Here is a 26528-nt window from a genome sequence, read left to right on the forward strand (position 1 = left end):
CTTTCGCTCATCCCTGGCTACTGACAAGCTACGACTTTTTCCCCCAATATTCATTCGCCCAAGCCGCGGTTTTTTGCATAATGTGTTTCGAGTGAATGTTAACCTTATTCAAAATTAAATCCTGTAAATCAATAAGGTCCGGATTAATAATAAAATTGTTATTTTCCGCTACTTTGATTAGTTCGCCTTCTCTTAGTACATTCACCGTGTTTCTGAAAAGGTTCTTGTCGAATGCTTCAGGTGCATTCAGGCTATAAAGTGCTGCAATTCGCTGAGCGAGATGTTGACTGCGCTTTTCCAGTTCTTGGCGACTAAGATTTTCCCTACCTGCCTGTGTTGATAATAAGGTGAGAATAATGCCGTACCGTAGCAGTGTCGGTCTGGCAATCTGTGCGTGAGTAAATAATTGGTCGAAGCCGCTATCGGATTCTGGCGCTCGAGTAAGCATTTCGTCTTCACGGAATAACATGCTGCGCTCAACTAAAACGTCGATATTTTTTTCGATATGCTGCTCAAACTTTTGTTCATCCCAATGAATGAATAACTCTTTTTTAAGAAACGGGAACAGCTTGCTTAACTCTCCGACCAGGTCGGTTTGAGTCATCGATTGTCGATTAAGAAAACAGCTCGCGATTAACGCAGAGGTGATGTAAATATGAAGAATGTTATTTCGATAATAGGTTAATAAAACAGCCGTTTGCTCGTCTGTTGTAATTATTTCGCCCATCGGATTGGCAACTCTAAAGATTGTTCCGAGTTTTTCCGCTTGACCAATTAAAGCTGGTGGTTGAGATTTTGGTAAGTAAGTTGCGTTACTGAACGGTGCTTTTTTACCAAGTGTTAGTAGCAGTTCCAATTGTGATTCTAGTTCTTTTCTCCCTATGGCAACTCGTTCAGTCGAAAGTAGAATTAGCGCAACGAGGCTGACTGAATTAAGTGTGACAGAAGCGTTGATTTTCTCCATTAAGGTATTTGCTAAGTCGCTAACCTGAGGGGTTAACCAACCAGGTTTAGCGTTGGCATCGCCTTTATATTGATGCCAGTCAGGTTGCTTTTCATCCAGGTACTGATTTAAAAACAGAGGCTCGGCAAAGTTGAGATAAACTTTACCGAAAGCTTGTTTAAGGGTTTTACGAATTCCCAGCAGTTGGCCGAAAGACTCTTTTTTCTTTTCCGCACCGCGTAATTCGTTCAGATAACTTTTACCTTCAAACATTCTCTCGTAGCCAATGTAAACAGGTACAATCGCCACCGGTTTGCGGGTTCCTCTGAGAAGGCTCTGCAGTGTCATCGCTAAAAGTCCGGTTTTGGGAGGAAGTAATCTCCCGGTTCGGCTGCGACCGCCTTCTGGGAAAAACTCTAAGGGAATTCCGCGGTCCATTAGTTGAAAAATGTATTCATTGAACACTGCTGTGTAGAGTTTGTTTCCGCCGAAACTTCGGCGCAGAAAAAACGCACCACCGCGCCTGAGGATTGGACCTGCCGGCCAAAAATTCAAGTTAATGCCTGCGGCAATATGCGGAGGCACTAGTCCTTCATGATATAAGGTGTAAGATAACAACAAATAATCAATGTGACTGCGATGACAGGGCAGGTAAATGATTTCATGAGTTGTTGCTAGCTCACGCACCATTTCCACATTTCTGACTTGCACCCCATCATAAATACGATTCCACAAATGAGTGAGTGCAGACTCCAGAATTCTGACCGTTTTGTAAGAATAAGCAGAAGCGATTTCATCCGCGTATTTCTCAGCAAGTTTTCTAGCTTTTTTAACGCTAATATTTTTACTTTTCGTTTCCCGTTCAATTGCCCGGCGAACATTGTCGCTCACTACCAGGTTGGTGATTAACTGACGCCGATTACTGATCAATGGACCCATTGCTGCTTGACGGTGACGGTGAAAATGTACGCGTAGCGTCCGTGTCAATTTAGTCAACAACATTTTTTCTGAGGCACCAGAGGCAACGACTTGTTGCATATCAACCGGCTTGGCAATGCGAACAAATGAGTTTCTACCCTGAAACAGAAACAGGAAAAATTTACGTAGCGGTGTTGAGCTTTCTGTGTCGGTAAACAACAATCTTAATAATGAGTTTTCTTTACCGGGATTTCGCCCCCAGTAGATAGAAACAGGCACCAATTGGTGATGCTTTTCGGGGGTTTGTTTTTGAGTATCGAGTAAACGCTCCAACAGTCTCTGGTATTTTTCAACCAGGTTTACACCTAATCCTAACAAGTTCTTATTTTGTAAGAAAAGCACGGCGCCGTTTGGAATTTCTTCAGATGTGCCCGAAACTATTTTCGGTTCCGGTAATTTCAACTGTTTGGCTTTTTCTTTGAGCATTAGAAAGCTACTTGTTGATCGCCTCTGGATGACGTAGTAAATGGGGGCGTCAGTATCAATCTCCAGATCTTTTACCGGGTTTTCCGGCAGAAGTTTGCTGCTCACCAATAATTTAAGGGGAATGGAGACGATTTGTTGGTATAAGTGATTTAAAAACATAGATAATTAATATTATTGTTTCACGTTTTGATGAATCGGAACTCGTGGCAGTGCTCACCTGCACATACTCTAATTTGTTTTACAGAGTTCAAATTAACTATAGACGCTGATACGACAAAGGGCGTCATTTTAAGCAATATAGACTTGAGTTACTAGCGAAGAGTTCAGACTAGTTTGTTACAGAGTGAGTGGATAATCCTTCTCTCTGATCGTTTATCTGGAGGAAATATTTTGCTCATATTAAAATTTCAACCGGATGCGGATGACTCAGGAAGTCACGGGGGCTAGCGCTGTAGCCGTATGCGCCGGATTGATAGATAACGACAAGATCGCCGATTTCTACTTTGGGCAATTTGTATTTATTGGCGAGCAAATCAAGTGGCGTACAAAGTGGTCCGACAATCTGTACGGGTTTCTCTGGAGCCTGTTGCATTTTGTTACCAATGGCAACCGGGTAGTTTTTGCGAATAACCTGACCAAAATTACCCGATGCCGAAAGATGTTGATGTAGTCCGCCGTTAACCACAATAAATTCCGTGCCGCGACTTTGTTTGATATCAATGACCTCGCATACATAAATACCAGCATCACCCACCAGGTAGCGACCGAGTTCCATGGCAATTTCACAGTCACCATGTTGGTCGGAAAATTGAGTCATGAGCTCATTAAGTTGCTCGCCGATAGCTTCAAGATGGATGGGAGTTTCTCCTGGAAAATAAGGGATCCCGAGACCGCCACCAATATTTAACGATTCAATGTCAGATTTCGCACCCTGTTGTAACTGAGTCGCCAACTCAAAAATGCCGCGGTGTGCAGTTAGTATTGAATCTTCATTGAGGTTTTGAGAGCCAGTAAAAATATGCAGGCCGCGATAATGTAATCCATATTCAGAAATGAGTTGTAGCATTTCGGGAACTTGCTCAGCGTCAACGCCAAACTGTTGCGCACCACCGCCCATTTTCATACCGGATGATTTGAGTTCAAAGTTGGGATTAACCCTCACGGCAACGCGGGCTCTAACGCCAATTTCATCACTGATGTTGCGCAGCTTCTCAAGTTCGTTAAATGATTCAACATTCACGGTCGTTTGTGTGGCCACTGCCATTCCCAGTTCTTGGGACTGTTTTCCGGGTCCGGCAAAGCTGATTTGATGTCCATCCAGTCCAGAATTCAGTGCGGTTCTCAGTTCATTACCACTGGCAACATCCAGACCGTCAACCTGCTCACGCATAAAATTAACAACGGCGGGCATTGGGTTGGCCTTAACCGCGTAATGAAGTTTTAAAGCGGTTGGCAGTTTGTGCCGAAGTAGGCGGACTTTTTGTGCTATCACGCTGCGATCATAAGCGTAAAAAGGGGTTTGCCCCGCGTGGTACTTGAGTAGATTCAATGGGTGACCATTCACCAAAAGTTGGTCACCGTTACATTGAAACTGGCTCATGGGCGCATGTACTGGTTTCGCTTTTGAGGTGTTTGACAAAGTGAGACTCCGCTTATTAATCGTTTTACCAGAGAGGCTATTTAAAATTTCTCCCCCTCCAGAGGAAGGGGTTTTGGGGGAGCGGATATGCTAAAGGTTTTTCACAACATTTAACTTCTTTCCCTCTCCCTAACCCTCTCCCAGGGGGAGAGGGAACTAAAGCTTAATCGTGCCCTGATTTGGTATTCATTGGCTAAAAAGATCTTTAAACTCTTCGAGTAACTGTTTTCGGTTAATTTTTCCGTTCGGGTTACGGGGTAACGCTGATTTTAATTTTAGCGCTTTTGGTTGCATAAAGTTAGGCAGTTGCTTCTGACAATATTTTACTAAAGTTTTTTCGTCAAAAGTTTTTTCGTCAGTTGGCTTTATGACTAATACCACTGCCTGTCCCAATGTTAAATGAGGCACGCCGATGGCTGCCACCTCGCTTACACTCTCGTGCTGGTAGACACTATCTTCAACTTCCGATGGACTAATTCGATACCCGGAAGACTTTATCATATCGTCTTTGCGGCCGACAAAATAGAGGAATCCTTCTTCGTCGGCTACCACGGTATCACCTGACCATACTGCAATCTCATCGGTTAGCCCATTACATACCGGGGAGGGAAAGGGCTTAAATCTCTGCGCAGTTTTTTCTGGCGCATTCCAGTAGCCCATGGCAACGTGAGGTCCACGATGGACCAATTCTCCTTCTTCGCCAGCCAGACACTCCTTTCCTTGTTGGTTTATGACTAGAATTTCAGCATCGGGAATGGCTTTTCCCATAGACGTCGGTTTCGTTTTGACTTCTTTGGGGTCAAGGTAGGTGCTGCGAAAAGCCTCGGTTAAGCCATACATTAAGAATGGGCTTGTGTCTGGTAATTGGTTAATTAAAGCACCCAACGTCGCTTGTGGCATCGCCCCGCCGCTATTGGTCCAGTAGCGTAAACATTGTCTGGCCTCCTCTGGCCAATCTAACTGTGCGAGTTGAACCCAGAGCGGTGGCACCGCAGCGAGACCGGTAATCTGATATTTGGCAACTGCACGTATTACATCTCTGGGAAGCAGGTACTCCATGAGAACTACCGTTGCTCCGTGGAGAAAAGCGGTGGTCAATTGAGATAATCCATAATCAAAGCTAAAAGGAAGCACTGCAAGCAGTCGATCGGTGTCGTTGTTTCGTAAATATTCTGACACGCTTTTCGCACCGGCTACCAGGTTGTTGTGGGATAGAACAACGCCTTTAGGGTTTCCTGTACTGCCAGAGGTGTAGAGTATTGCAGCAATATCTGTGCTTATTCTTTTGGGATATTGAGTTGGTTCCAAAGGGGAGGATATTAATAATTGAGCCCAGCTCAAGCAGCCTTCGGGTGTTTGTTCGGGTAAGCAATCAGTCAGGATAACGGTTTGAATACATTTACTAGACTCAATATGAGGCTGGAGTTGTTTATAACGGCTTAGAGAAGTTATTAAAACACTTACCTGGCAGTCTTCAACGAGGTATTTAACCTGGGCTGTCTTAAGCAAGGGATTAATTGGCACAAAAACCCCGCCGGCCAATGACGTTGCGTTAAAACTGATGACTGTTTCGAATTGCTTGGGTAAATAAACTGCAACTCTTGCGTTCCTGCGAAAGCCTCGCTGCAAAAGCTGGGTAGCCAAAACCTCAACTTGATCGACTAACTCTCGATAACTGAGATGAAAATCCTTAAAAATGAGCGCCGTTGAGTTAGAATAATTGGACGCTGTCTTCGTCAGAATATGGTGAAAAAGATTAGGCATAGATCTGCGTTTAAAAAGTTGGTCACTCGTATCTGGGGTTATTCTACCCGCGGAAGGTTTTATTTTATAGACAATTTTTATGCTCTACCAAGGACGATTGTGATTTTCCTCACTTCATTTTTGCGGCAACATAGTGATCTAAAGTCATGTTCAAATTATTAACATTCGACCGGAAGAAAGTGCTTATTGTTGAAGTGCTTTCATGATTAATAGGAATTAATTGGTGCGACTGGTTCAATTAACAAACATTAGATACTTTCTCGGAATATCAGTTTTTTTCTTAGGAGTTATCAATCTTTCTTACGCGTCTCCGGTGCTCAAGTTTCGCCATTTAGGTACGGAACAAGGACTTCCTGAAGGTGCTATTTTCTCGACTGTACAAGATAAAAATGGCTTGATGTGGTTCGGCGGTGCGAGAGGGCTTTTTAGTTATGATGGTTATCAATTCACTCGGTATCAAGACACCAGTGGTCGCAAGAGTGCGACCTTAAATTACGTTCGTTCGGTCTATATTGACGCTAATAGCACTATCTGGGTGGGGGCTTATGGCGGGATCGGCCGCCTTAACCCTTATACGCAATCTATAGAAAGAATCGATATTGCGGTAAATAGTGAATTGACGATATCAGATTTTGCGGTTCATTCATTTCTTAAAACAAGTTCGGGTGAAGTCTGGTTGGGGGCTAATAAAGGCATTGTAAGACTCAACCATGATTTAACTAAAGTCATTGAATTTAACCCCGATGCTTTGCCATTTAATTCATCCCCAAGAGTCAGGGCACTGATAGAGACCGATGATAATCACATTTTAGTTGGTGCTCGAAGTGGTTTGGCTATTCAACACAAAGGAAAAGAATCTTTTGAATTATTCGACGCGCCTGAAGCTGTGAATGATGACTTTCAGGTACAAACGATCTTTCGGCGAAAAAATGGAACTTTGATTGCGGGTACCAACAACGGTTTATATCAGATTCTGGTAAGTTCAAAGAAACTGGTTCCAGTTTTATCTGAGCTGTCCGGTAAGTACGTCATGTCGATCTCAGAAGACAATCATGGTGGCCTCTGGATTGGAACCTTTACCAATGGATTGTACTATTTTGATGCTGAAGGCGTTGATAGCCGTCGAGCGATGACGACTAAAAATGTGTCGTCAACATTTATCGATAGTAGCGGCGTACTATGGGCAAGCGAAGCAGAATCAGGAATTTACTTTCTTGATCCAATCACCACAAAATTTCAGTTATTTAACGACAACAAAACGAGTATTAAATGTTTAGAGAGTACTTGGGTTTCTGCTATATATACAGATCCTTCTGGTTCTCTCTGGCTGGGTACTCGAAAAGGATTGGTCGTTGTCAATTTTGAAAAAGACTTATGTAAAATATTTAAGAGTAATAGTGAAATTGGTTCTGCTTTATCTGGTAACAAAATTAGCTCTATATTTCCCGACAATCAAAATTCAAAACTCATATATGTCACCTCTGAAAATGGAAATGATACGATTAACACTGAAACTTTAGAGGTTGTAAAGGATTACCGCTTTCACTCTGAGCGTTTAGGAGTTTATGACACATTCAATATTGAAAATAAGGGAATGTATATCGCTACATTTTCCGGTTTATTCTTCAGAGACTTAAAGTCAGGTAATATTCAAAAAGTTCAATCTGACGATCCAAAACTGGATGGCAATCTATATTTTAAAATATACAAGGATAGTCATGACAATTTATTTTTTACAAGTTGGAAAGGTTTAACAAAGCTTGCTGAAAATGGAAAGATAGTAACGGTTGACTGGAATGATAGTAATATAAGAGACCCCTGGGCTAAAGTATACCTGGATGAAAATGATCATATTTGGGTTGGAATTAATCACCTCGGGCTTTTTCGCTATGACACCAAAGGAAATCAACTCGCTGCCTATAAAGATAAAAAAGCGCTTCATGCGATTAATGGATTTGTTTCTATCCTTGGTTCTAAAGACGGAAGTTTATGGATTTCCAGTGTTGAAGGTATCAGTCACTTAGACCCGAAAAGTAAACACATACACAATTATAACCGGAGTGATGGGCTTCCCGACGGTTCATTTAACTCATTTGGATTGCACTCGAAAGATGATTATTTGTATTTTGGTAGTACAAAAGGTTTTCTGAGGTTCAATCCGGAATCAATTAATCGAAACAAGATACCACCTAAGCTATTACTCGCCAATTTCTTATATGCTAACAATATTATTAAAGTTGGAGAAAAGAGCGGCGAGTTTTCTCTTAAGCATCCTATATCACAATTAAAAGAGCTTGAATTAAGCTACAAAGATCATACCTTCGGATTTGAGTTCGCTGCGCTTCATTATGCTAATCCCGATAAAAACCAGTATGCTTATAAATTGGAAAACTGGGATGAGGACTGGAACTATACAACGGCAAAATACCGACGAGCAAATTATAGCAATCTGCCCGCGGGAGACTATGTTTTCAAATTTAAGGCGTCAAATAATCATGGTGTTTGGAGCCCAAAGCCACTGGCGTTGAAAGTTAGGATATTGCCACCGCCTTGGGCGACACCATGGGCTTATGCCATTTACTCAATCAGCTTCATTCTTTTGATTTTTGCATTTATCAAATTGAGAACTCACGCCCTGGAAAAGCGCGCAACAAAACTAGAAACATCGGTAATTAAGCGTACCGAAGAGCTAGCCGAGGAAAAGTCAAAAGTAGAGTACTTGTTGTCAAGAAAAAACGAGGAATTTGCCAATGTTTCCCATGAGTTTAGAACACCACTTACCTTGATACTCGGCCCGGCAAGACAATTACTTGATAAGCCTGAAAACAATCCTCAAGGCAAGTTGCAGGTCATTCAAAGGAATGGCTATCGTCTATTAAGAATGGTTGATCAATTGTTAAATCTGGAAACCTTTCGAGTGAAGTCCATTTCGCCAAAAGTGCCACAAGCGTTTGCATCAACTATCAAGCTAATCGCTGAAGCTTTCATAGAGGTTGCCGCGGAAAAAAGTATCAAGCTTTCGATTAAGCAATTAGATGAGCTTTATTTTGAATTTACTCAAGATGCGTTAGAAAAGATTATACTGAATTTGTTGTCAAATGCGGTTAAATATACCCAGCCTGGTGGCTCGGTTTCCATCGAGGCAGTAAGAACTCAAAATAATCATTATAAAATAACCATTTCAGATACTGGAATTGGTATTCCTGACAATAAACAAGACAAGGTGTTCGAACGATTTAACCGGGTTATTAGCGAAACTAGTGAGCAAGTTGTCGGTGCCGGAATTGGTCTGGCACTAGTTAAAGAGTTGGTTGAAGCGCATCAGGGGAGTATCGTGCTCACAAGCGAAGAGGGGAAGGGCACTGAAGTTATCGTGACGTTACCGATAGTTAACGAAGTTAGCGCTGATGATGTCAATTTCCACTCCAATGATGAAGTCATAATGATGGAATTAGCCAGTGTGACCGGGCAGGTAAACGAGCCGGAAAATGAATTGTTGGATAATGTCACTAACGACAAAAGAAGTTCTGTGCTGGTGATTGAAGACAATCAGGATATGCGTCATTACATTGTGGAAAGTATTAAAAATGACTATCGCGTGCTTACCGCTAAGAACGGAGAAGAAGGTATTATGATCGCGACTTCAGAGATTCCGGATATTATTATCAGTGATGTCATGATGCCAAAAATGGATGGCTATCAAGTGACTAAACGATTGCGAGAGCAAGATTCTACCAATCATATTCCGATAATATTATTGACCGCTCGGGGAGATAGGGAAAGTCGCTTAAAAGGTTGGTCTGAAAAAGCTGACGAGTACTTGACCAAACCTTTCGATACACAGGAGTTATTAATTCGGGTTGAAAACTTGTTAGAAATTAGAAGTATTTTACGACAGCGTTTTAATCAAACTGTATTTGATAAGAAAACCTGGTCTGAAAGTACCAATGAATCTAGTACCCGTTTGAGCCAATCGGAAATAAGAGGTCGACAATTCGTTGAGAAAATTGATTCAATTTTGAGTGAATGTTTTCAATCGCAAGAACTGAGAGTTGCTGATATTGTTGAGCAGTCGGGTATGAGCCACCGTCAACTATTGCGCAAATTTAATGCAATATTAAATATGACCTGTGCGGAATACATTAAGCGTTATCGTATTGAAAAAGCTTGTGAATTATTATCAGAGGGTCATACACCGGGTACAGTCTGGTTTAATGTCGGCTTTTCTTCACACAGTCACTTTGGGAAATGCTTTAAGGCACAATATGGGTTTTCGCCTAGCGAATATCTGGAATCTCTTTAACTATCCAGAGTTGAGGCTAATTATCGAGAAAAGCCATATCCCAGAGAGGTAATTTCAACGGCAATTCCGTCAACAAAGCGCACTTTCTGGACGAGCCTGCGAGGGCCGAAGTCATAGGTCCATTCTTCTATTTGTATTTCCTGCTCGTCTTCATGACTAATTTCGGTTTGGCTGCTTGCACTGCGATAACCGACATATTTTTGATAGTGATACTTACCAGTTCGTTGATTATCAGATTCATGGCTGTCGTCATCGTGAGTGTGATATTCCCACTTGTGTTTGTGCTTTGAGCTGATTGATGCAGTTCGATAGACCACGCTTTTCTCAACAAAATCCGGCTCACCGCAAAGCTTGAGAAATTTGTACTGGCTGTCGCCTTTATTAGCCAGCTTTGAATTGCAACGTATTGCAGAAGCTGAATTGGCAAAAAGAAGTGCAATGATGATAAAGGAGAAGTGGCTAATTTTCACGTTAGTTCCCAAGCGAATCGTTATTGGCTCAACGGATAAAAAATACTGCCTGAAGATTCCTGAATGTAAGCTGAATTAGACTTTGGACTTCGGCAGACGAGCATCGCTCAGATAATATCCTCGACCCCTCCTTTGTCAAAGGCTAGAGCATTACAGAAAGCGATGTTTAAGTTCCTGCTCTGGATTCATTTTGGGAACGGCTATTTAGGCTATACTATATCTCGTTATTACGAATTTAACTTTCCTTATTGATATCGACAGGTCAACTTCACGGGTTATGCGCTACTTCGAATTCACACCGCCTGCACCTCTTCATAGATATGTTGAGAAAGTCTGGCATTGTGAGGCGGATCACCATGAGTTCCAATGTTGGTCCGCGCCAATGCTTAATCATGAGCTGGTAATTAATTTTTCGGAGTATTATCACTTCCAGGCCGTTAAGAATGGCTGCGCATTAATGGCCAACTTTCAGAACCCTAATGCGTGGATTAATGGTATACAAACCAGGCCGATTAACATCGAAAGCAAAGGCAAGCACGAAATGATGGGGGTGTTATTCAAGGCACATGGGTTAAAAGCGTTTACTAAATTTCACTCTGGTGAGTTTGAACAACAATTTATCGATCCGCTGTTGATTTTTGGAGCTGGCTTTAATGAACTGGTTGAAAAGCTTTATCTGGAGCAAAATATTCAGGGGCGGTATGAGCACCTGTGTGAGTTTTTAATTGAGTGCTATATTCATACTGAAATGCCGAAATATCTGGAGAGCTGCTTGCATTATTTTGCCAATGAAAATGATCAGATGGTCACTGTTAAGAATGCCTGCGATCAGTTTTCTATTTCAAATAAATCACTAGTTTCATCGTTTAATAAACACATTGGCATCACCCCGTTGAAATTTATTAACCTAACTCGCGTGAACCAGGCGATTCGAATGCTTTGCAACAATCCCAATCAATCATTAACAGAACTAGCGTTCAAGCTCCATTATGCGGACCAGGCTCACTTCACAAAATCATTTAAGGCTGCCGTTGGTTTTTCTCCCTCAGAATATCTGCAAGCCTATTCGAACAGTCGTATCGAATCAGATGCCCCTAACCTGATTTTTCAACCAGGGTAAGAAATATACAAGCGATTCTCTGGCGATCATGTATTCTGGCTAATATGAAGAACGCGTATTTTACTTTGATAGTTGCGTTTGTATTTATGACGAAAGCAGAGAGGGTACTATGAGCAAAACTGAAAAGTCGCGAGACCTAAAATCGGACTCAAGTCAAAATGAGCAGATAGGAAGGGTAACTGGAATTGGCGGTGTCTTTTTCAAAACAAAAGATAAACAAAGAATTAAAGATTGGTACCAGTCTCATCTGGGGTTAAATACTGATCAATATGGCACCAACTTCGAATGGCGTCAGGGAAGCGATGCTAGCAAAAAAGGTTTTACACAATGGAGCCCTTTTGCTGAAAGTAGTGAATATTTTGCGCCGTCGGAAAAGGATTTTATGATTAACTATCGAGTGAAAAATATTGAAAATTTAGTTGCACAGTTAGCGAGAGAAAAAGTCACTATTCTTGATGAAATCGAAGTTTGTGAATATGGTAAGTTTGTTCATATTCTTGATGTTGACGGCAACAAAATTGAACTATGGGAGCCGAATGATATTGAGTATGACAAGATTGTTGAAGGCCGTACGCTGTAAACACACTGGTTGGATTTTAATTAAAGTGTCAACATTAAGTGTGTAGCGCCATCAGCGAGAGAGTATTAGTTATCTTTATCTCAAACTGATGGCGGGTTTTCTGGGCAAATAGTTCACCTGAGCTCTTAATCTAGAACAAGGTTACTTGTACGCTTGAGTGATTGAAGCAACCATATCTTTCGCGGTCAGAGAATCCACTGGATATTGTTCACCACCGCCCGGTACATAACCTGCAGGGATGGCCCCATACTCGCTGATATTACCGCTATATTTGTATGCGCCGAATGTGGCTTCGGTACCGGTTTTTACGGCTGACTGGTTGAGGAACTGGAAGACACAAGTGCCCAGAAAATTCCCTGAAGGCGCAGTATTTTTTAATTGATCCGCAACATAATCAGCTTGATCTTTTTCGGTTGACGGGTAGCCATTGGGTACTAAGTTGATTCCCATTTCACTGAAGAAAAACGGTAAATCGGGAAAATACTGTGGGAAGGTCGTATCAACGTAATTTTTCAAAAAGCTACCAGTATTAAAGCTGTTCACTGAGGCGATGAATCGGTCGTCCCAGGTCGATGTAAGTCCAGCGGCGGTAAATGCTTGTTGCAGTGTTTGTAATGCTGAAATTGCAGGTGCATTAGGAATACTGTGAACAGCAAAAGAGACCGGCGATGTGATAGGTAGCAAGTTACTGCTCGGTACGCCGAGACCTTTTTCCGCGTCGAGAAGATAGCTTATCGCTGTCGCAACATCCGCGGCAGTGAAAGAAGTGGCCAGGTCATACTCATTACCTATTCCCCAAATAGCGGCTCCGTTAGGTTTGGTGCTAGCACCGGCTGCATAAACCTCGGTCACCATGCTTTTGATTTGGCTTTTTACCTGGGTATTTCCCTGGTTAATTTGTTCCAGAAAATAATTCGAGATAGGAACAAAAACTTTAATTCCTTCGTTTTCGCAGGCATTTAAAAACGGAACATGGTCGCGTTGATAATCTCCTGGCGTGCTTCCCGGTGCCGGCGGGACGCTCCAGTTATACAAATGAACAAAGTTAACACCGAGATTTGTTGATAAATTGTTTAGATCATTGCGCCCACGGGCACTGGTTCCCCACAATAAACTAAAATCACTATTGTAGTAGTCACTGTCAAAATATTTCGGTAATGGGACCGGCGTATCATCAGATGGCGTCGGTTGGTAGCAAACACCCTGAATGGGCGATAAAGCAAGACGTGGATCAGTTTTACTAGTCATAATAATTTCCCTTTTATCTGGTTGAAAGAGCACGGTTATAAACCAGTACAAGTGTTGTCTACCCATTACGACAACGCAATTACGCGATGAGATAAAAAATGAACTACTTTTATAGAGTATTTTTCGATCTCTATTACGAAGGAAAATACCTAATCGTCACTGAGTGCCAATTAATTTGAGCTGTGACACTGGTTCTAACAGTGATATTCTTAATCCATGTAGAAACAATTGAATTTTAGATACTTATGCCCTGCATTTTGGTCATAGACGATCGTGCTGAGATAACTTTAAGCCTGTCAATGGTGTTAGGTGACAATGGTTTTGAGGTGATTGAAGCGGAAAATCCCCAGGTTGCCCAAGCTAAAGTTAAAGACAATGAAATTGATTTGATCTTGTTGGATATGAACTACGCATTAGATACAACATCAGGCGAAGAAGGTCTGAGTTTCCTGAAGTGGATGCAGGAGTCGGGTATTAACATTCCCACCGTTGCAATGACGGCTTGGTCAAACGTCGATCTGGCGGTACGAGCTATGCAGTTAGGTGCTTGTGATTTTATCGAAAAACCATGGAAAAATAAGCGGTTATTGCAAATTGTCCAACAGCAACTAGCCTATTGCCAGTTACAGACTGAAAACTCAAAACTAAAGCAGCAACTGGCTCAACCAGACGACACCAAATATCAATGGCAGTCGGACTGTATGCAATTACTCTTCCAGCAGATTGCCACTGTTGCGAGCACGGATGTGAATGTATTGCTCACCGGAGACAACGGTACGGGCAAAAGTGAAATTGCTAAACATGTCCATCAATTGTCAACGCGAAAAGAGCAGCCGCTGATTTCGGTTAACATGGGGGCTATTTCAGAGTCACTATTTGAAAGTGAAATGTTTGGTCACAAAAAAGGTGCGTTTACTGACGCTAAAAACAACAGAATTGGTCGATTTGAATTAGCCGAATCCGGTTCATTGTTTTTGGATGAAATTGCTAATATTCCTTTGTCTCAACAGGCGAAACTCTTACGAGTGTTAGAAACAGGCGAATACGAAGTTTTAGGCTCCAGTCGAACAAAACATACCGATGTTCGAATTATTAGCGCAACAAATGGTGACATTGAGAAGTTAATCGAGAGTGAATCATTTAGAGAAGATCTTTATTATCGGTTGAATACCATTGAGTTTCATGTGCCTTCTTTAAAAGAGCGCCACAGCGATATTTTGCCGCTAGCAAAATTTTTCATTCGTCAATTTTCTAACAAATACAATCGAGATGATTTCTCGCTGAGTGAGTCGGCCCAAATTGCTTTAACAGATTATCATTGGCCTGGAAATATTCGAGAACTCAGTCACTTGATTGAAAGAGCTGTTTTACTCACTCAGCATAAAAAAATTGAAGCGGAAGATTTAAATCTTTCTATGAAAAAGTCGTCTGAAACACTACCACTGATGACTTTGGAAGAAGCGGAAATTCATTTAATAGAACTGGCATTAAATAAAACACAAAAAAACATTCCCAAGGCTGCGAAGCTTCTCGGGTTGACTAAATCATCTCTGTACCGTCGTTTGGATAAATATGAGCGTTTTCAAAGTTAACTCACTAGAACGCTTTGTCACCGCAAGTCTATTGGTAATTGGATTGCCGTTTGCGGCATTTTTAGGACTGTGGGGGTGGTCGCAAGATATTTCACCCATCATTATTATCGTTGGTGAAGTTGTCTTATTGTTGGCTTTATTCCGTTACACGTTGCATTTTCGTTATCGTATCATTACCGCATTTAACCGCGCCACGTTGCATCTGGATGCAATTAACCAGGAAGATTATAATCAACAGGCTAAGTCTGCCTTTACACACGGGAAAGTTAAAGAATTTCATCGACAACTCAATGTCTTGAGTAACCAGTTACAGCGTAAAAAATCTCGATATGATCAACATGCTTTTTTAGTGTATCAATTGATTGAGCAGCTAGATACGCCTATTTTAGTGCTAAACCATAAACTTCAACTTGTATTCGGTAATACTGTTTTTCAACAACTATTCGGTCAGCCGTGGCAAATGCTCAGACACGCATTACCGACTTTATTGGGATTAGAGAAACAAGAACAGTGGCAATTTCTTGATAATGAAAAAAACAAACAATGGCAGATCCGGCAGAGTGAATTTATCGACGATGGTGAAACTCACCAGTTGCTAATCTTTGTCAATATTGAGTCAGCGCTAAGAGAAAGTCAGCTTAATGCCTTTCAGCAAATTATCCGAGTGTTGGGGCATGAAATTAGAAATTCATTAACGCCAGTTTCTTCATTGTCCGAAAGTCTTGCTGATAAAACCAGTAATTCAAGAGACAAAGTTGCGCTGGGTGTGATCAGCGAAAGGTGTCAGCACTTACAAGAGTTTGTAGACCGTTACGCCTCACTTTCACAACATTTAAAGCTGAATTGCCAATGGTTTGAGACTGGCCCAGTTTTGGACAGAGTTTCGGCTCTGTTTACCCCAGACAAGCTCGATTTCGAATTATTTGCTGAGCGAATATGGGGCGATCAGACTTTTATCGAACAGGTGATAATCAACCTGGTAAAGAATGCGTTTGAAGCTGATGCAAGCCAGATTAAAGTGATAATCGATGAGGCCGAACAGCAGAGCCGGATTCGTATCATTGACGATGGTCATGGATTTGCCAACCTGGAAAATTTGTTTATTCCTCTCTACACCACCAAACAACAAGGACAAGGAATTGGGCTGAGTTTTTGCCAAAATGTTGTGGAACAGCATCAAGGTACTATCAAGCTTGTGAATAATAAAGGCCAGGGAGTCACAGTAACCATTCTTTTACCTAAGCCAATTCATTAGCATCAAGTGGGCCAGTTTCAAGTTCGTTTTGGGTACTTCAGCTCGGATTGATTGAATCGGACTAATTAATGTTACGCAGTTCGGTTTCGGAAAAAACAGTTCGCTATCGGACTTTCACAACGAGTCATCCTCACTATTTCTAGCTAAGCTTTTGAAAAATCAACAATAATAAAGTTGGCACACATTTAGCTAAGCTGTTGTTATCTTAACTAAGTAACTTTCCGTTGAATATTAATTCAACCATTGATAACAGAGCGAGTTGAATGGATATCATAAAACCATCAGTAGACAGAAGTAGCTTTACTTTTTTGCAAAAGTTTTCTGCATTACTTTTTTTAATCATATTTCTTTTAGCTTTTGCGGTTGATGACAGGTTAAACACTGTCACTATTCATCGTTCGGAAATTCTGGTTGATGAGGTAAAAGTGGGCGATCTGGAAGTTGTGGTAGATGGTTATGGAAAGTTAACACCAGCGAAGCAAAAACTGGTTACTGCGCCGGCGACGGCAACGGTTAAAGAAATTTTACTTAAGCCTGGTGCCACGGTTTCAACCGGTAGCCTTATTGTCGTTTTAGAAAACGCTGAGTTACTTCAACAAGTTGAAAATGAACGCCAGAGACTTGATGAATTAAGAGCGAATCTTCGCCAGTTGGAAGTTAATCAAAAAAGAGAATTACTCAGCGAAGATATTAGTCTTACTGAAGTCACTAGTCGTTATGAGTCGGTTAGATTAAAGCGTATTGCTGAAGAAAAACTAGTTGAGCAAGGCGTTTTTTCGAGATTGAACTTTGAGCAACTTTTACTCGAAGAAAGCACGTTAAAGGGAAAGATTGATATTCAAACAGAACAAAGAGTCCAGCTAACAAAAGTGCATCAGGAAGCGGTGAGTATTCAACGGGAGAAAATTAAACTGCAACAGAGAAAGCATTTGTTGGCAGAAAAACTTCTTAGTCAACTTGAAGTTCGTGCTGATTTTGATGGGATTTTACAGCGGCTATCGGTTGAGCTTGGTCAGAGTTTGCAGGCTGGTCAGGAAATCGCATTAGTGGGTAGCATCTCTGAGCAAATTGCTGAATTGCGTGTTCCCCAAAGTCAGGCTCATCAAATTGTTGTTGGTCTTAAAGTGTTGATCAGTACGCTAAACGAAAAATTTGAAGGTCGAGTTATTCGTATTGACCCTGTGGTTGATAAAAATACGGTTACTGTCGATATTCAATTACCAGGTAATTTGCCATCTAGCGTTCGGCCCCAATCGGCGGTGGATGGCAAGATAATTACAGACAATTTAAATAATGTGCTTTACATCGAACGGCCAGCCAACTCCCATTCAAATTCAGAGGGCGAGATTTATCTATTAGATCGCAGTTTTCAAAGTGCTCGACTGAAAAAAATTAAATTTGGACGGCGAGCAGGTCGTTACATTGAGATTATATCTGGCGTGACGCAGGGTGAAAAATTAATTTTGTCAGACATGTCTAACTATAAAACGACTAACACAACACTGGTCGTGGAATCATAAAACGAAGATAATACGAGAGAGAAAGAAGGAGAATATATGAACGAGATGATTATAACCATGAAGAATGTTTCGAAAATATTTGAAACAGAAGAAATGGAAACCCACGCCCTGAAGAATATCGATTTAACGATAAAAGCAGGCGATTATATTTCTATTTCTGGCCCTTCTGGTTGCGGTAAATCGACTTTGTTATCGATTCTCGGGTTGTTGGATACGCCGACAGCGGGTGAGTATTTTATTGAAGGCGTTAACGTTGCAAAGTTATCTCTCGATCAGGCTGCAGAAGTGCGTAATCAGAAAATTGGCTTTGTATTTCAAAGCTTTAACCTGATTGATGAGCTTTCTGTATTTGATAATGTGGCGTTGCCGCTGCGTTATCGAAACGAAGCTTTATCGAATGCTCAAATAAAGCTTCTGGTTTCTGAATGCCTCGAAAAAGTTGCCATGAATCACCGAGTTAATCACAAGCCGAATCAGCTCTCCGGTGGCCAACAGCAGAGAATTGCAATGGCCCGAGCACTCGTCTGTAATCCAACAATACTGCTGGTTGATGAGCCTACCGGAAATCTAGATTCGAAAAGTGGCGATAAGGTGATGGATATTCTGGAAACACTTAACCGAAATGGCACTACGATTTGCCTGGTGACTCATGATCCTCGTTATGCCGATTTAGCAAAAACGAAGTTGAAATTATTAGATGGTTCATTTTTGCAGGTGCCGGGCATGAGGGCAGCTATATGAATCAGTTTGCTTATAATTTAAAACAAGCATGGGCAAGGTTAAAAAGAAAGCCTGGGTTTATAGTGAATGTAATGCTGTCGATGGGTGTGACTTTAGGGGCGCTGATTTTTGTTTCGACACTAGCTTATGTAATGTTGTTGAAACCTCTGCCTTATCCAGAGCAGGACAGATTGTTTGTGATTGATAGTTCTATAAAACTGTCTGGAAAACCTCACTATTTCAGTAAATTACCACCAGCTGCTATTTTAGATTTGTACCAAAATCAGGAAATTTTTGAAACCGCTACCATTAGTTATCAGGATTCCAAAATCTTAACTTCAGATCCTGCAGCGCCAACTAAACCTGTTGAATTCGTCACACCTGAGTGGTTTCAAATATATGGTGTTTCCATGATGTTAGGACGAGGCTTTGAACAAACAGAAATGATTGGCACCAATAATCCTGTTGCTGTACTAAGTTATGCTATATGGAAGAATGACTTTAAAGGTCGAAAAGAAATTGTTGGTGAGAAAATTACTTTAGGAGATGTTAGTTTTACCGTTGTCGGCGTGATGGCAAAAGACTTTATTTTACCAAGAGTAAATATGTTACCAAGAAATCGTGATGTTCAAGTGATTTTGCCAATTGACTTTGATAGAAGCCAACAAACTCAAGCACTAAAGTGGAACCCCGCGCCCAACGGTGTAATTGTTGGTAAACTGAAAGACAGCTACTCGGTTGTTCAGGCTGAGCATTGGTTGGGAAAGAGGTTTAAAAATTTGTGGCAAAAGCATGCCGCAGATATTAGAAATTTCAATGAACTAGAAATCACACTTAATCTTCAAGAATTTCGCACTCAGCTTTTGGGGGATAGTAAACAATATGTTTATTTCTTATTGGTCGCAGTGCTTGGTTTGGTCATCATTGCTTCGACTAATATTACTAATTTATTCTTGTCATTTACGGCTGAACAGCAACATCAAATGACAGTTCATGCGGCATTGGGAGCTAAAAGAAAAAGTTTATTTAAATTTTTATTCTATCAGACCGGAATACTTGTTGTTTTTTCGGTTCTACTAGCTCTATTTATCGCATCGTTAGGTTTTTATTTTGCTCAGCATTACTTTCAAAATCTTTTGCCAAGATTAAACGAATTGTCGTTTAATTTATTTACCTTTAACTTTTCATTGATTTTGATCGTTATCTTTACCACGGTGTTTTCATTTGTTGGTAGTAGGATAATTAACTATCGAAAGTTGATTGCTGGACTGCAGAGTAGTGGAAAAGGCGTTGCTGTTCAAGTTTCTAAAAGTGTGCGTTACATGCTAATTATTTTGCAAGTGGCAGTGGCAATAGCTCTAATTTTCATTAACGTTAACTTAATGAAAGAGCCTTTTAATAAGATTACACAGCCAGTTGTTTATGAGCTTGAAGGCCTGATGACATTATGGATAACTATAAAGGGTCGTAACATTCAGGATTATCAAGACGCAGAAAAATTGATACCGAAGTTAAGAAAAGAGCTTTCAGAGCGGGCTGAGATTGATATCTTAACATTTTCTGAATACCCCGGTTACCATACAGATGTTCCAGCGACCGACTTTTTAATTGTAGATGGAAAGAAGCACTATTTTAAGCAATTCCAAAAAACAAAAATGAACAATTTTCAATTTAAAAACGTCGATTATCAATATTTCGAATCGCTACGGTGGCCCTTGTTGCAAGGGAAGTCGTTTTCTCAAAAAAATGAAGAGAATCAAGAAAAAGTGATAATTGTCAATGATGCTTTTGCACGAGAAATTAGTCCTGAAGGAAATGTCATAGGCAAGAAAATAACACTGTTTACTGATCAATATTCGATGTCGCATTCGTTTTATGAGGAAGAAATTACTAGTGGTCAAGTAGAAAAAGCGGATTACGAAATTATTGGTGTTGTTGAAGGACTTATTACCCCCTCGGAAAATTTCGTGCCCAGAAGGTTTTATTTACCAAGATTGGAGCTATCAAGCATAGTTGAGTGTATGTTTCGACTTAAAGAAAACCTGGTTCTTAAGCGCGAAACGGTCGTTTCGTTGCTGAATAACTTGGATCGAAGTTTCAAATTAATTGAGTACGAACCAATGATTGATAACTATAAAGAATTTTTATTTCCCCATTACACAACTCTTGTCATAACAATAGCTATTGCATTATTAACTATCTTTCTAACCAGTATCGGTATCTATGGTATTTTAAATTACAGCATTCAAGTACGGCGTTTTGAACTGGGTACTCGATTAGCCATGGGGGCTAAGCGAAAAGATTTAGTCCGGCTAATTTTAAAAGACAACGCGAAAGCGATAGGTTTTGGTGTTTTAATGAGCCTGGTGGTATTGCCAGTTATTTATCTGCTCTTTTCCGACAAATTAGCCAAGTACATCAACCTGGAGCTTTTACCAGCCTTTGTCGCAACTTTGACGTTAATTGGCTGCATTGCCTGGATGGCAAGTTATTTACCGCTGCGAAAAATTATTAATCGTCCCGCAATTTACTCTTTAAGAGGTAGTGACTAGTATCTCCTCATTACTAGTCGTTTTTCTTAGCCGTCAGTTGGCGGCTTTTTTTGTTTCCAGCTTTCAGATCAGATAAATGAGAAAAGTAGCAAATCAATAAATTATCACAAAAAGTTTCTGGACAAAAAACGAACTACTCGTTAAAGTGCGCACTCGATTAATCATGAGTTCACGTTATTCTTTTTCATACAAAGTAATAAACTAGTAATACCGCTAGCAAAGGAAGAGAGTTCTGCTCGGAAAGGAGTTTATCAAAATGGATGATAATGTCGTTTCATTCTTACCAGTCACCATCGTATTTAATTTTATACAGTCATGCATCGATTTTCTCGGTTCATTGGGTTACATCGAAAGTTTCATTGTGATGATTGTATTATTTTTCTGCTTGATGAAAATTTTGTTTCGCAGGCGGTCAACAACAAAATATTAAACATTAGATAATGCATTTTTAGCTTGTCTATCATCTTTTCTCTAATATTTAATGTGTCATACCTACCTACATTCTATTCGATTACTTTTCTGTGGTTTTCTTTAGGAAATTGTATTGATAAAAATACTTGTCCAGTTTTCGGTTGTTGCTGATTTTTTGCCATAGTACTTTTGCCTTCTCAAAAATAACGAGAGGCAAACTATGAACTTCAGAGATTTACATCATCAAAACTCACCTTTGATACTATGCAATGCCTGGGATGTGGCAAGTGCTAATATTGCCGAGGAATTAGGGTTCAAAGCAATAGGAACGTCCAGCGCCGCTATCGCTTCGGTATTGGGATATCCTGATGGAGAAAGTATTAGTTTTTCAGAATTGCGCCATTTCGTCGAACGTATTGTGAAAAACATCAACTTACCATTAACTGTCGATATAGAATCCGGATTTAGCGACGATCCCTTATCCGTTGTTAAGAATATTAAGTTGTTAGCTGATATGGGGGTTGTTGGCGTCAATATTGAAGATAGTGTTGTCAAGGCCGAGGAGCGAAAGTTGGTTAATGCTGAAACATTTTCAAAAACTATCAGTAAGATCAGAGAGCAACTCGAACATCACCAGATAGATATTTTTCTCAACGTGCGTACTGATGTTTTTTTATTAGGTCAATCCAACCCAGTCAATGAAACGAACAAGCGCGTTGACCTATATAGCAACGCGGGAGCTGATGGAATCTTTATCCCTTGCATAGAGAAAGAAGATGATATCGAAAAGGTTGTTAGCAATACCAGATTACCAGTCAATGTCATGTGCATGCCAAACCTGCCAAGTTTTAAACGATTGCAAGAACTTGGTGTAAAACGTGTCAGCATGGGCAATTTTCTATTTGAACATATGTACACGGGTTTTAAAGATACGCTAAAGGCCGTTAGCGATAATGAATCGTTTGCTTCAGTTTTTTAAAAATGCTGTTTGCATTTAAGCTATTTTTGCTTAAATGACTATGCCGTCATTTTTAGTTAGTTTTCTAATAGAGAATAAATTTGGTTCTTGCGTGATGCAGATCCTTTGCAATATTTGCATCACGTAATTCGCTCGATTTTTATTGAATATTCACCAATGGGAAATTACTTTTGATTATATGACGAAAAGCCGTCTATAGTTAGCTTATCATTTCACTCAATAAAAACTATTTTTATCTCAAATAGTTTAAGTTTTTGAAGAGTTAAATGGTTTTTACGGCTATTTTAGTTAAAACCTTGCAAATTGCTTGTTCTAAGCAGAGGTCGATAACGATTCAGTTCAGGGATTTTTCCGAAGTCGTAGAAATGGCATAAACAGGAAAAGGACATGACGATATGACCCAGGAACTAATCGACAGACAGTCTCAAGTCTGCCTGGAAATTGGCATTAACGAAATCCACTCTGCCTTCGAGAATAAAACCTTTCAAATTTATTATCAGCCGACGGTATCTTTGCTTAAAGAGAACACTTTAACTGGTGTAGAAGCCTGTGCCAGGATTAATCATGAGAAATATGGTGTTTTGTCGCCAGGCGTTTTCTTACCGTTAATCAATGAAATTGGCTTAAAGTCGAGATTAACTCGCTATCTGATAAAACAAGCTCTGATCGACTTGAATCAATGGAAAGAATTGGACGTCAATTTGCGAGTATCAATTAATACACCTAAGCCTCTGTTTAAAGATTTAAAGTTTGTTCAGTGGCTAAAAGGAATAGCAGAAAATACAGAGTTTGATGTGAAGCTTCTGGTGCTTGAGATTTCCCAAAACGATAAAGAGCCATGGGATGACGAATTAAAAAAGCAGCTGTTTCACTTAAAATTGAAAGGGTTTAATTTTGCACTGGATGATGCCGATGAAAACCTGCCTGACAAGGAAGAGTTAAAAGATGTTCCCATTGATGAGGTTAAAATTCACCGAAGTATCGTCACCGAAATTAAATACCAGAAATCTGCCAGACAGGCGGTTAGAAATACAATTCATCTAGCGAAAAAAATTGGCGCAAGAGTTGTTGCTGTTGGCGTTGAAAAACAAGAAGACGCTAATTGGCTGCTCGAAGCGGGCTGTCATGGCGCACAAGGTTTTTTATTCGGAAAGCCTCTGGCAAAAGATGAGTTTTACAGTAGTTTTGTGTCAAAAGAACAGCATTGGGACGTTCAAGGTGCATGGGATAAACCTAAGATACTCATTGTTGAAGATAGCGATCAATACCAACAAGTTTTTGTGGAAATGTTATCTGAGTTGTTTGAAACGCATCTAGCGACTAACAAAGATGATGCCATTAGCCTATTTGAGTCACTCTTACCTGAAGTATTGATTGTTGAGGCGGAATTTGGTGATTTTTCAGGTGAAAAATTGTGTGAGCAATTATCGGCAACTGAACACTTTAAAGATTGCAGCGTCATTTTCGTGTCAGATACCGATTCGACAGAGAGCCGTATGGCAGCTTATCAGTCGGGTGCGTTAGATTACCTGGTTAAACCCATATTAGTGACTGAGCTCATTTCTAAAATCTGCCGAGTAACGGTACTCCAGAAAAAAGGTACTGCGATAAAAAATGAAATTGAGACCGCTAATCAATTTGCTAAAACCTCTCTGGTAGAAGCTTCACTTTATGGTAGCATCGTCAATTTCTATCGCAGCTTGATGCATTGTGATGATGAAGAATCGCTCAAGCAGCAACTGTTTAACTTTATGGCGCATAAACAACTACGTTGCTCGGTACAATTTCGCAATGAATTTGCCGTTAGCCATTTTGATCAGACCAACATTGCCTGTAGTCCAATCGAAGTGAATATCTTTGAAGTTTTGAGAAATAAAGGGCGTTTATATGAATTCGGTCGCCGGCTAATCGTTAACTTTGAACATGTTTCCTGTTTAATAAAAAACATGCCGGAAAAGGAAGAAGAATCCGGTATGGTGCGAGACTATTTATCAATTGTCATCGAAGGGCTTGAAGCACGATATCGAGATTTGTTGCGGCAAAGAGCATTGCACTCGGTGTTAGATAAGTTGGAGGCGCTGACTGGTCGGCTAACTCAGGTGGTTAAAAATGAATTAAACGACAAAAAAGAATTGATGGATAATCTGGATATCGAACTGCAGATGAGTTTTCATGTGTTAGATTTAACTGAAGAACAGGAAGATAAAATCACTTCGATTATTGGCAGTATGATCGAGAGTAAAGATGATAGTGAAATTAATTCACTCTCTATCATTAATAATATTGAAAAGATTACCGAAGAATTAAGTCGTTCGGTAAAAAATGCCGATAGCACTTCAGAAGATAAACCTAAAATATCGAATGCACACGAGGTCGAGCTTTTCTAACTGAAAAGTTGACGATTTAAGGGGTGAGCAAGGCAAACTAAAAATTCAGTCGATTTATTCAGTTTGCCGTTTGACTCATGCCCGTTTAGCCAAGCGCTTTCTTTATCATGTCTCCATATTGCGGATCCGCTTTGGTGAATTGGGCGATCATTCTCTCCTGTATTGATTGGTTTGCCTGCGATAGTCCACCAGCAATATTGTTCACTAACTGTTGCTTCTGATCGTCGCTCATTAATCGAAATAGATCGCCAGTCTGGGAATAATAATCTTCTTCTGACTGATCGTGATAGCCAATCCATGCATCTTCTAAAACTGGCATTGGCGGAGCTGCGACGGTTGCGTCCGGCTCAGCTTCTTGTCGATCATTAGGATAGAAGTTGGCACCGGCACCTTGATTATTATTTCCGCCTGAGAAAGGACACATACCAGCGAAAGCACCGTCACGTTGATAATGATTCACCGGACAGCGGGGAGCGTTCACAGGCAGCTGATTGACGTTTGCACCGACACGATAGCGATGAGCATCTTGATAAGCCATTAATCGAGCTTGCAGCATTTTGTCTGGTGAAGCGCCAATTCCCGGTATCAAATTACTGGGAGCAAAGGCCACCTGTTCTGTCTCGGCAAAATAGTTTTCAACATTTCTATTGAGTTCAAGTGTCCCTATTTCGATTAAAGGGAAGTCAGAGTGGGGCCAAATCTTTGTCAAGTCGAAAGGGTTGATCCGATAGCTGTTGGCTTCAGCTTCAGTCATGATCTGAATTTTCACATCCCAACGAGGGAAGTCACCTTGGTCAATCGCATCAACTAAATCTTGCTGAGCGCCGAACGACGGCATAGTGGCGGCTTCGTCGTCGGTTAAGGTTTTGATACCTTGCTGGGTTTTCAAATGCCATTTCACCCAGAACCTTTCACCTTTATCATTCCAGAAACTCAGAGTATGTGAACCAAATCCGTGCATGTGGCGGTAGGAATAGGGAATTCCACGGTCTGACATCAAAATCGTCATTTGATGTAAAGATTGTGGATGATTAGCCCAAAACTCAAACATATTGGCTGCATTCGGGGTGTTTGTGCGTGGATCTTTTTTCTGTGAATGGACAAAGTCTGGAAATTTAATCGGGTCATTCAGAAAAAACACAGGTGTATTGTTACCCACCAAATCAAAGTTTCCCGAATCGGTATAGAATTTTATCGCGAATCCTCTTGGGTCTCGCGCATAGTCGCTAGAGTCTTGTCCCCCACCAACAGTAGAGAATCGAACGAAAACATCGGTTTTATCACCGACATTTTGCAGAAACGAGGCAATGGTGTAGTCCGTTAAAGCCTTATTCAGGGTGAAAGTACCATAAGCCCCGGTACCACGGGCGTGCACAACTCGCTCTGGAATTCTTTCGCGGTTAAAGTGCGCCAGTTTTTCAAACAGGTAGTGGTTGTCGAATGTAAGTGGACCTCGCGCACCAACGCTTACGCTGTTGTTATCATCGGCTACCGGCGCGCCGGCTGATGTCGTTAGTTTTGATTTGCTCATATTTCTGTCTCTCCGATAGTTATTTGCTGCTTTGGCCTGTTTTGACTACCCATGCCTTAATATTTGAAATAACTATAGAAGATAAAGTTTGATAGATAAAATTATTTATT

16 protein-coding genes are annotated in these 26528 nt (G+C 40.7%); 10 read left to right on the forward strand and 6 right to left on the reverse strand.

The features are described 5' to 3' along the window. Window positions 1-28: 28 nt before the first annotated feature. The 3 genes from plsB to FLL46_RS04580 all read right to left on the reverse strand — a co-directional run bounded on the left by plsB (window position 29) and on the right by FLL46_RS04580 (window position 5750). Entirely contained in the window at window positions 29-2506 is a 2478-nt protein-coding gene (gene plsB / locus FLL46_RS04570) for a glycerol-3-phosphate 1-O-acyltransferase PlsB (protein ID WP_142892297.1), read from the reverse strand. A 235-nt stretch (window positions 2507-2741) separates the two neighbouring features. Then, complete coding sequence (locus FLL46_RS04575) at window positions 2742-3986, reverse strand: pyridoxal-dependent decarboxylase, exosortase A system-associated (RefSeq protein ID WP_246119264.1); 1245 nt, start codon at window positions 3984-3986, stop codon at window positions 2742-2744. A gap of 186 nt (window positions 3987-4172) precedes the next feature. Beyond that, a complete protein-coding gene (locus FLL46_RS04580; RefSeq protein ID WP_142892298.1) occupies window positions 4173-5750 on the reverse strand; it encodes an acyl-CoA ligase (AMP-forming), exosortase A system-associated in 1578 nt (525 codons plus the stop codon). Window positions 5751-6063: 313 nt separating this feature from the next. Here FLL46_RS04580 and FLL46_RS04585 point away from each other — a divergent pair, with 313 nt between their 5' ends. Further along, window positions 6064-10053, forward strand: coding sequence for a hybrid sensor histidine kinase/response regulator transcription factor (locus FLL46_RS04585; protein ID WP_168204048.1), 3990 nt, complete (start codon window positions 6064-6066; stop codon window positions 10051-10053). Window positions 10054-10073: 20 nt separating this feature from the next. On the opposite strand, the gene FLL46_RS04590 is transcribed toward FLL46_RS04585, so the two are convergent. Then, window positions 10074-10523 carry a DUF2845 domain-containing protein gene (locus tag FLL46_RS04590; protein ID WP_168204049.1) on the reverse strand — a complete coding sequence of 150 codons (450 nt, stop codon included), beginning with the start codon at window positions 10521-10523 and terminating at the stop codon, window positions 10074-10076. A gap of 277 nt (window positions 10524-10800) precedes the next feature. On the opposite strand from FLL46_RS04590, the gene FLL46_RS04595 reads away from it, so the two are divergent. Continuing rightward, the gene (locus tag FLL46_RS04595) at window positions 10801-11643 is read left to right on the forward strand and encodes a helix-turn-helix domain-containing protein (RefSeq protein ID WP_142892301.1); all 843 of its coding nucleotides are present in this window, start codon (window positions 10801-10803) and stop codon (window positions 11641-11643) included. Between the two features lie 109 nt (window positions 11644-11752). Beyond that, window positions 11753-12223, forward strand: coding sequence for a VOC family protein (locus FLL46_RS04600; RefSeq protein ID WP_210418590.1), 471 nt, complete (start codon window positions 11753-11755; stop codon window positions 12221-12223). Between the two features lie 141 nt (window positions 12224-12364). Here FLL46_RS04600 and FLL46_RS04605 read toward each other — a convergent pair whose 3' ends face one another. Further along, entirely contained in the window at window positions 12365-13471 is a 1107-nt protein-coding gene (locus FLL46_RS04605; protein ID WP_142892302.1) for a hypothetical protein, read from the reverse strand. Window positions 13472-13716: 245 nt separating this feature from the next. Here FLL46_RS04605 and FLL46_RS04610 point away from each other — a divergent pair, with 245 nt between their 5' ends. From FLL46_RS04610 to FLL46_RS04640, 7 genes are all read left to right on the forward strand, one after another. After that, on the forward strand, window positions 13717-15063 hold the full coding sequence (locus FLL46_RS04610) for a sigma-54-dependent transcriptional regulator (RefSeq protein ID WP_142892303.1): 1347 nt from the start codon (window positions 13717-13719) through the stop codon (window positions 15061-15063). Next, window positions 15044-16318, forward strand: a complete 1275-nt coding sequence (locus FLL46_RS04615; RefSeq protein ID WP_142892304.1) for a sensor histidine kinase — start codon at window positions 15044-15046, stop codon at window positions 16316-16318. The genes FLL46_RS04610 and FLL46_RS04615 overlap by 20 nt, the downstream gene beginning before the upstream one ends. A 263-nt stretch (window positions 16319-16581) precedes the next feature. Next, window positions 16582-17838, forward strand: coding sequence for an efflux RND transporter periplasmic adaptor subunit (locus FLL46_RS04620; RefSeq protein WP_142892305.1), 1257 nt, complete (start codon window positions 16582-16584; stop codon window positions 17836-17838). A gap of 36 nt (window positions 17839-17874) precedes the next feature. Next, window positions 17875-18579 (forward strand): ABC transporter ATP-binding protein, encoded by a 705-nt coding sequence (locus FLL46_RS04625; protein ID WP_142892306.1) that lies wholly within the window; start codon window positions 17875-17877, stop codon window positions 18577-18579. Then, the gene (locus tag FLL46_RS04630) at window positions 18576-21110 is read left to right on the forward strand and encodes an ABC transporter permease (protein ID WP_142892307.1); all 2535 of its coding nucleotides are present in this window, start codon (window positions 18576-18578) and stop codon (window positions 21108-21110) included. Before FLL46_RS04625 ends, FLL46_RS04630 begins: the two co-directional genes overlap by 4 nt. Window positions 21111-21741: 631 nt before the next feature. Further along, window positions 21742-22500, forward strand: coding sequence for an isocitrate lyase/PEP mutase family protein (locus FLL46_RS04635; RefSeq protein WP_142892308.1), 759 nt, complete (start codon window positions 21742-21744; stop codon window positions 22498-22500). Between the two features lie 395 nt (window positions 22501-22895). Next, window positions 22896-24887 carry an EAL domain-containing protein gene (locus FLL46_RS04640; protein ID WP_142892309.1) on the forward strand — a complete coding sequence of 664 codons (1992 nt, stop codon included), beginning with the start codon at window positions 22896-22898 and terminating at the stop codon, window positions 24885-24887. An 85-nt stretch (window positions 24888-24972) separates the two neighbouring features. On the opposite strand, the gene FLL46_RS04645 is transcribed toward FLL46_RS04640, so the two are convergent. Further along, window positions 24973-26418, reverse strand: a complete 1446-nt coding sequence (locus FLL46_RS04645; protein ID WP_142892310.1) for a catalase — start codon at window positions 26416-26418, stop codon at window positions 24973-24975. Window positions 26419-26528 lie beyond the last annotated feature (110 nt).

This window comes from Aliikangiella coralliicola, assembly GCF_007004725.1.
In the GTDB taxonomy this organism is placed as follows: domain Bacteria; phylum Pseudomonadota; class Gammaproteobacteria; order Enterobacterales; family Kangiellaceae; genus Aliikangiella; species Aliikangiella coralliicola.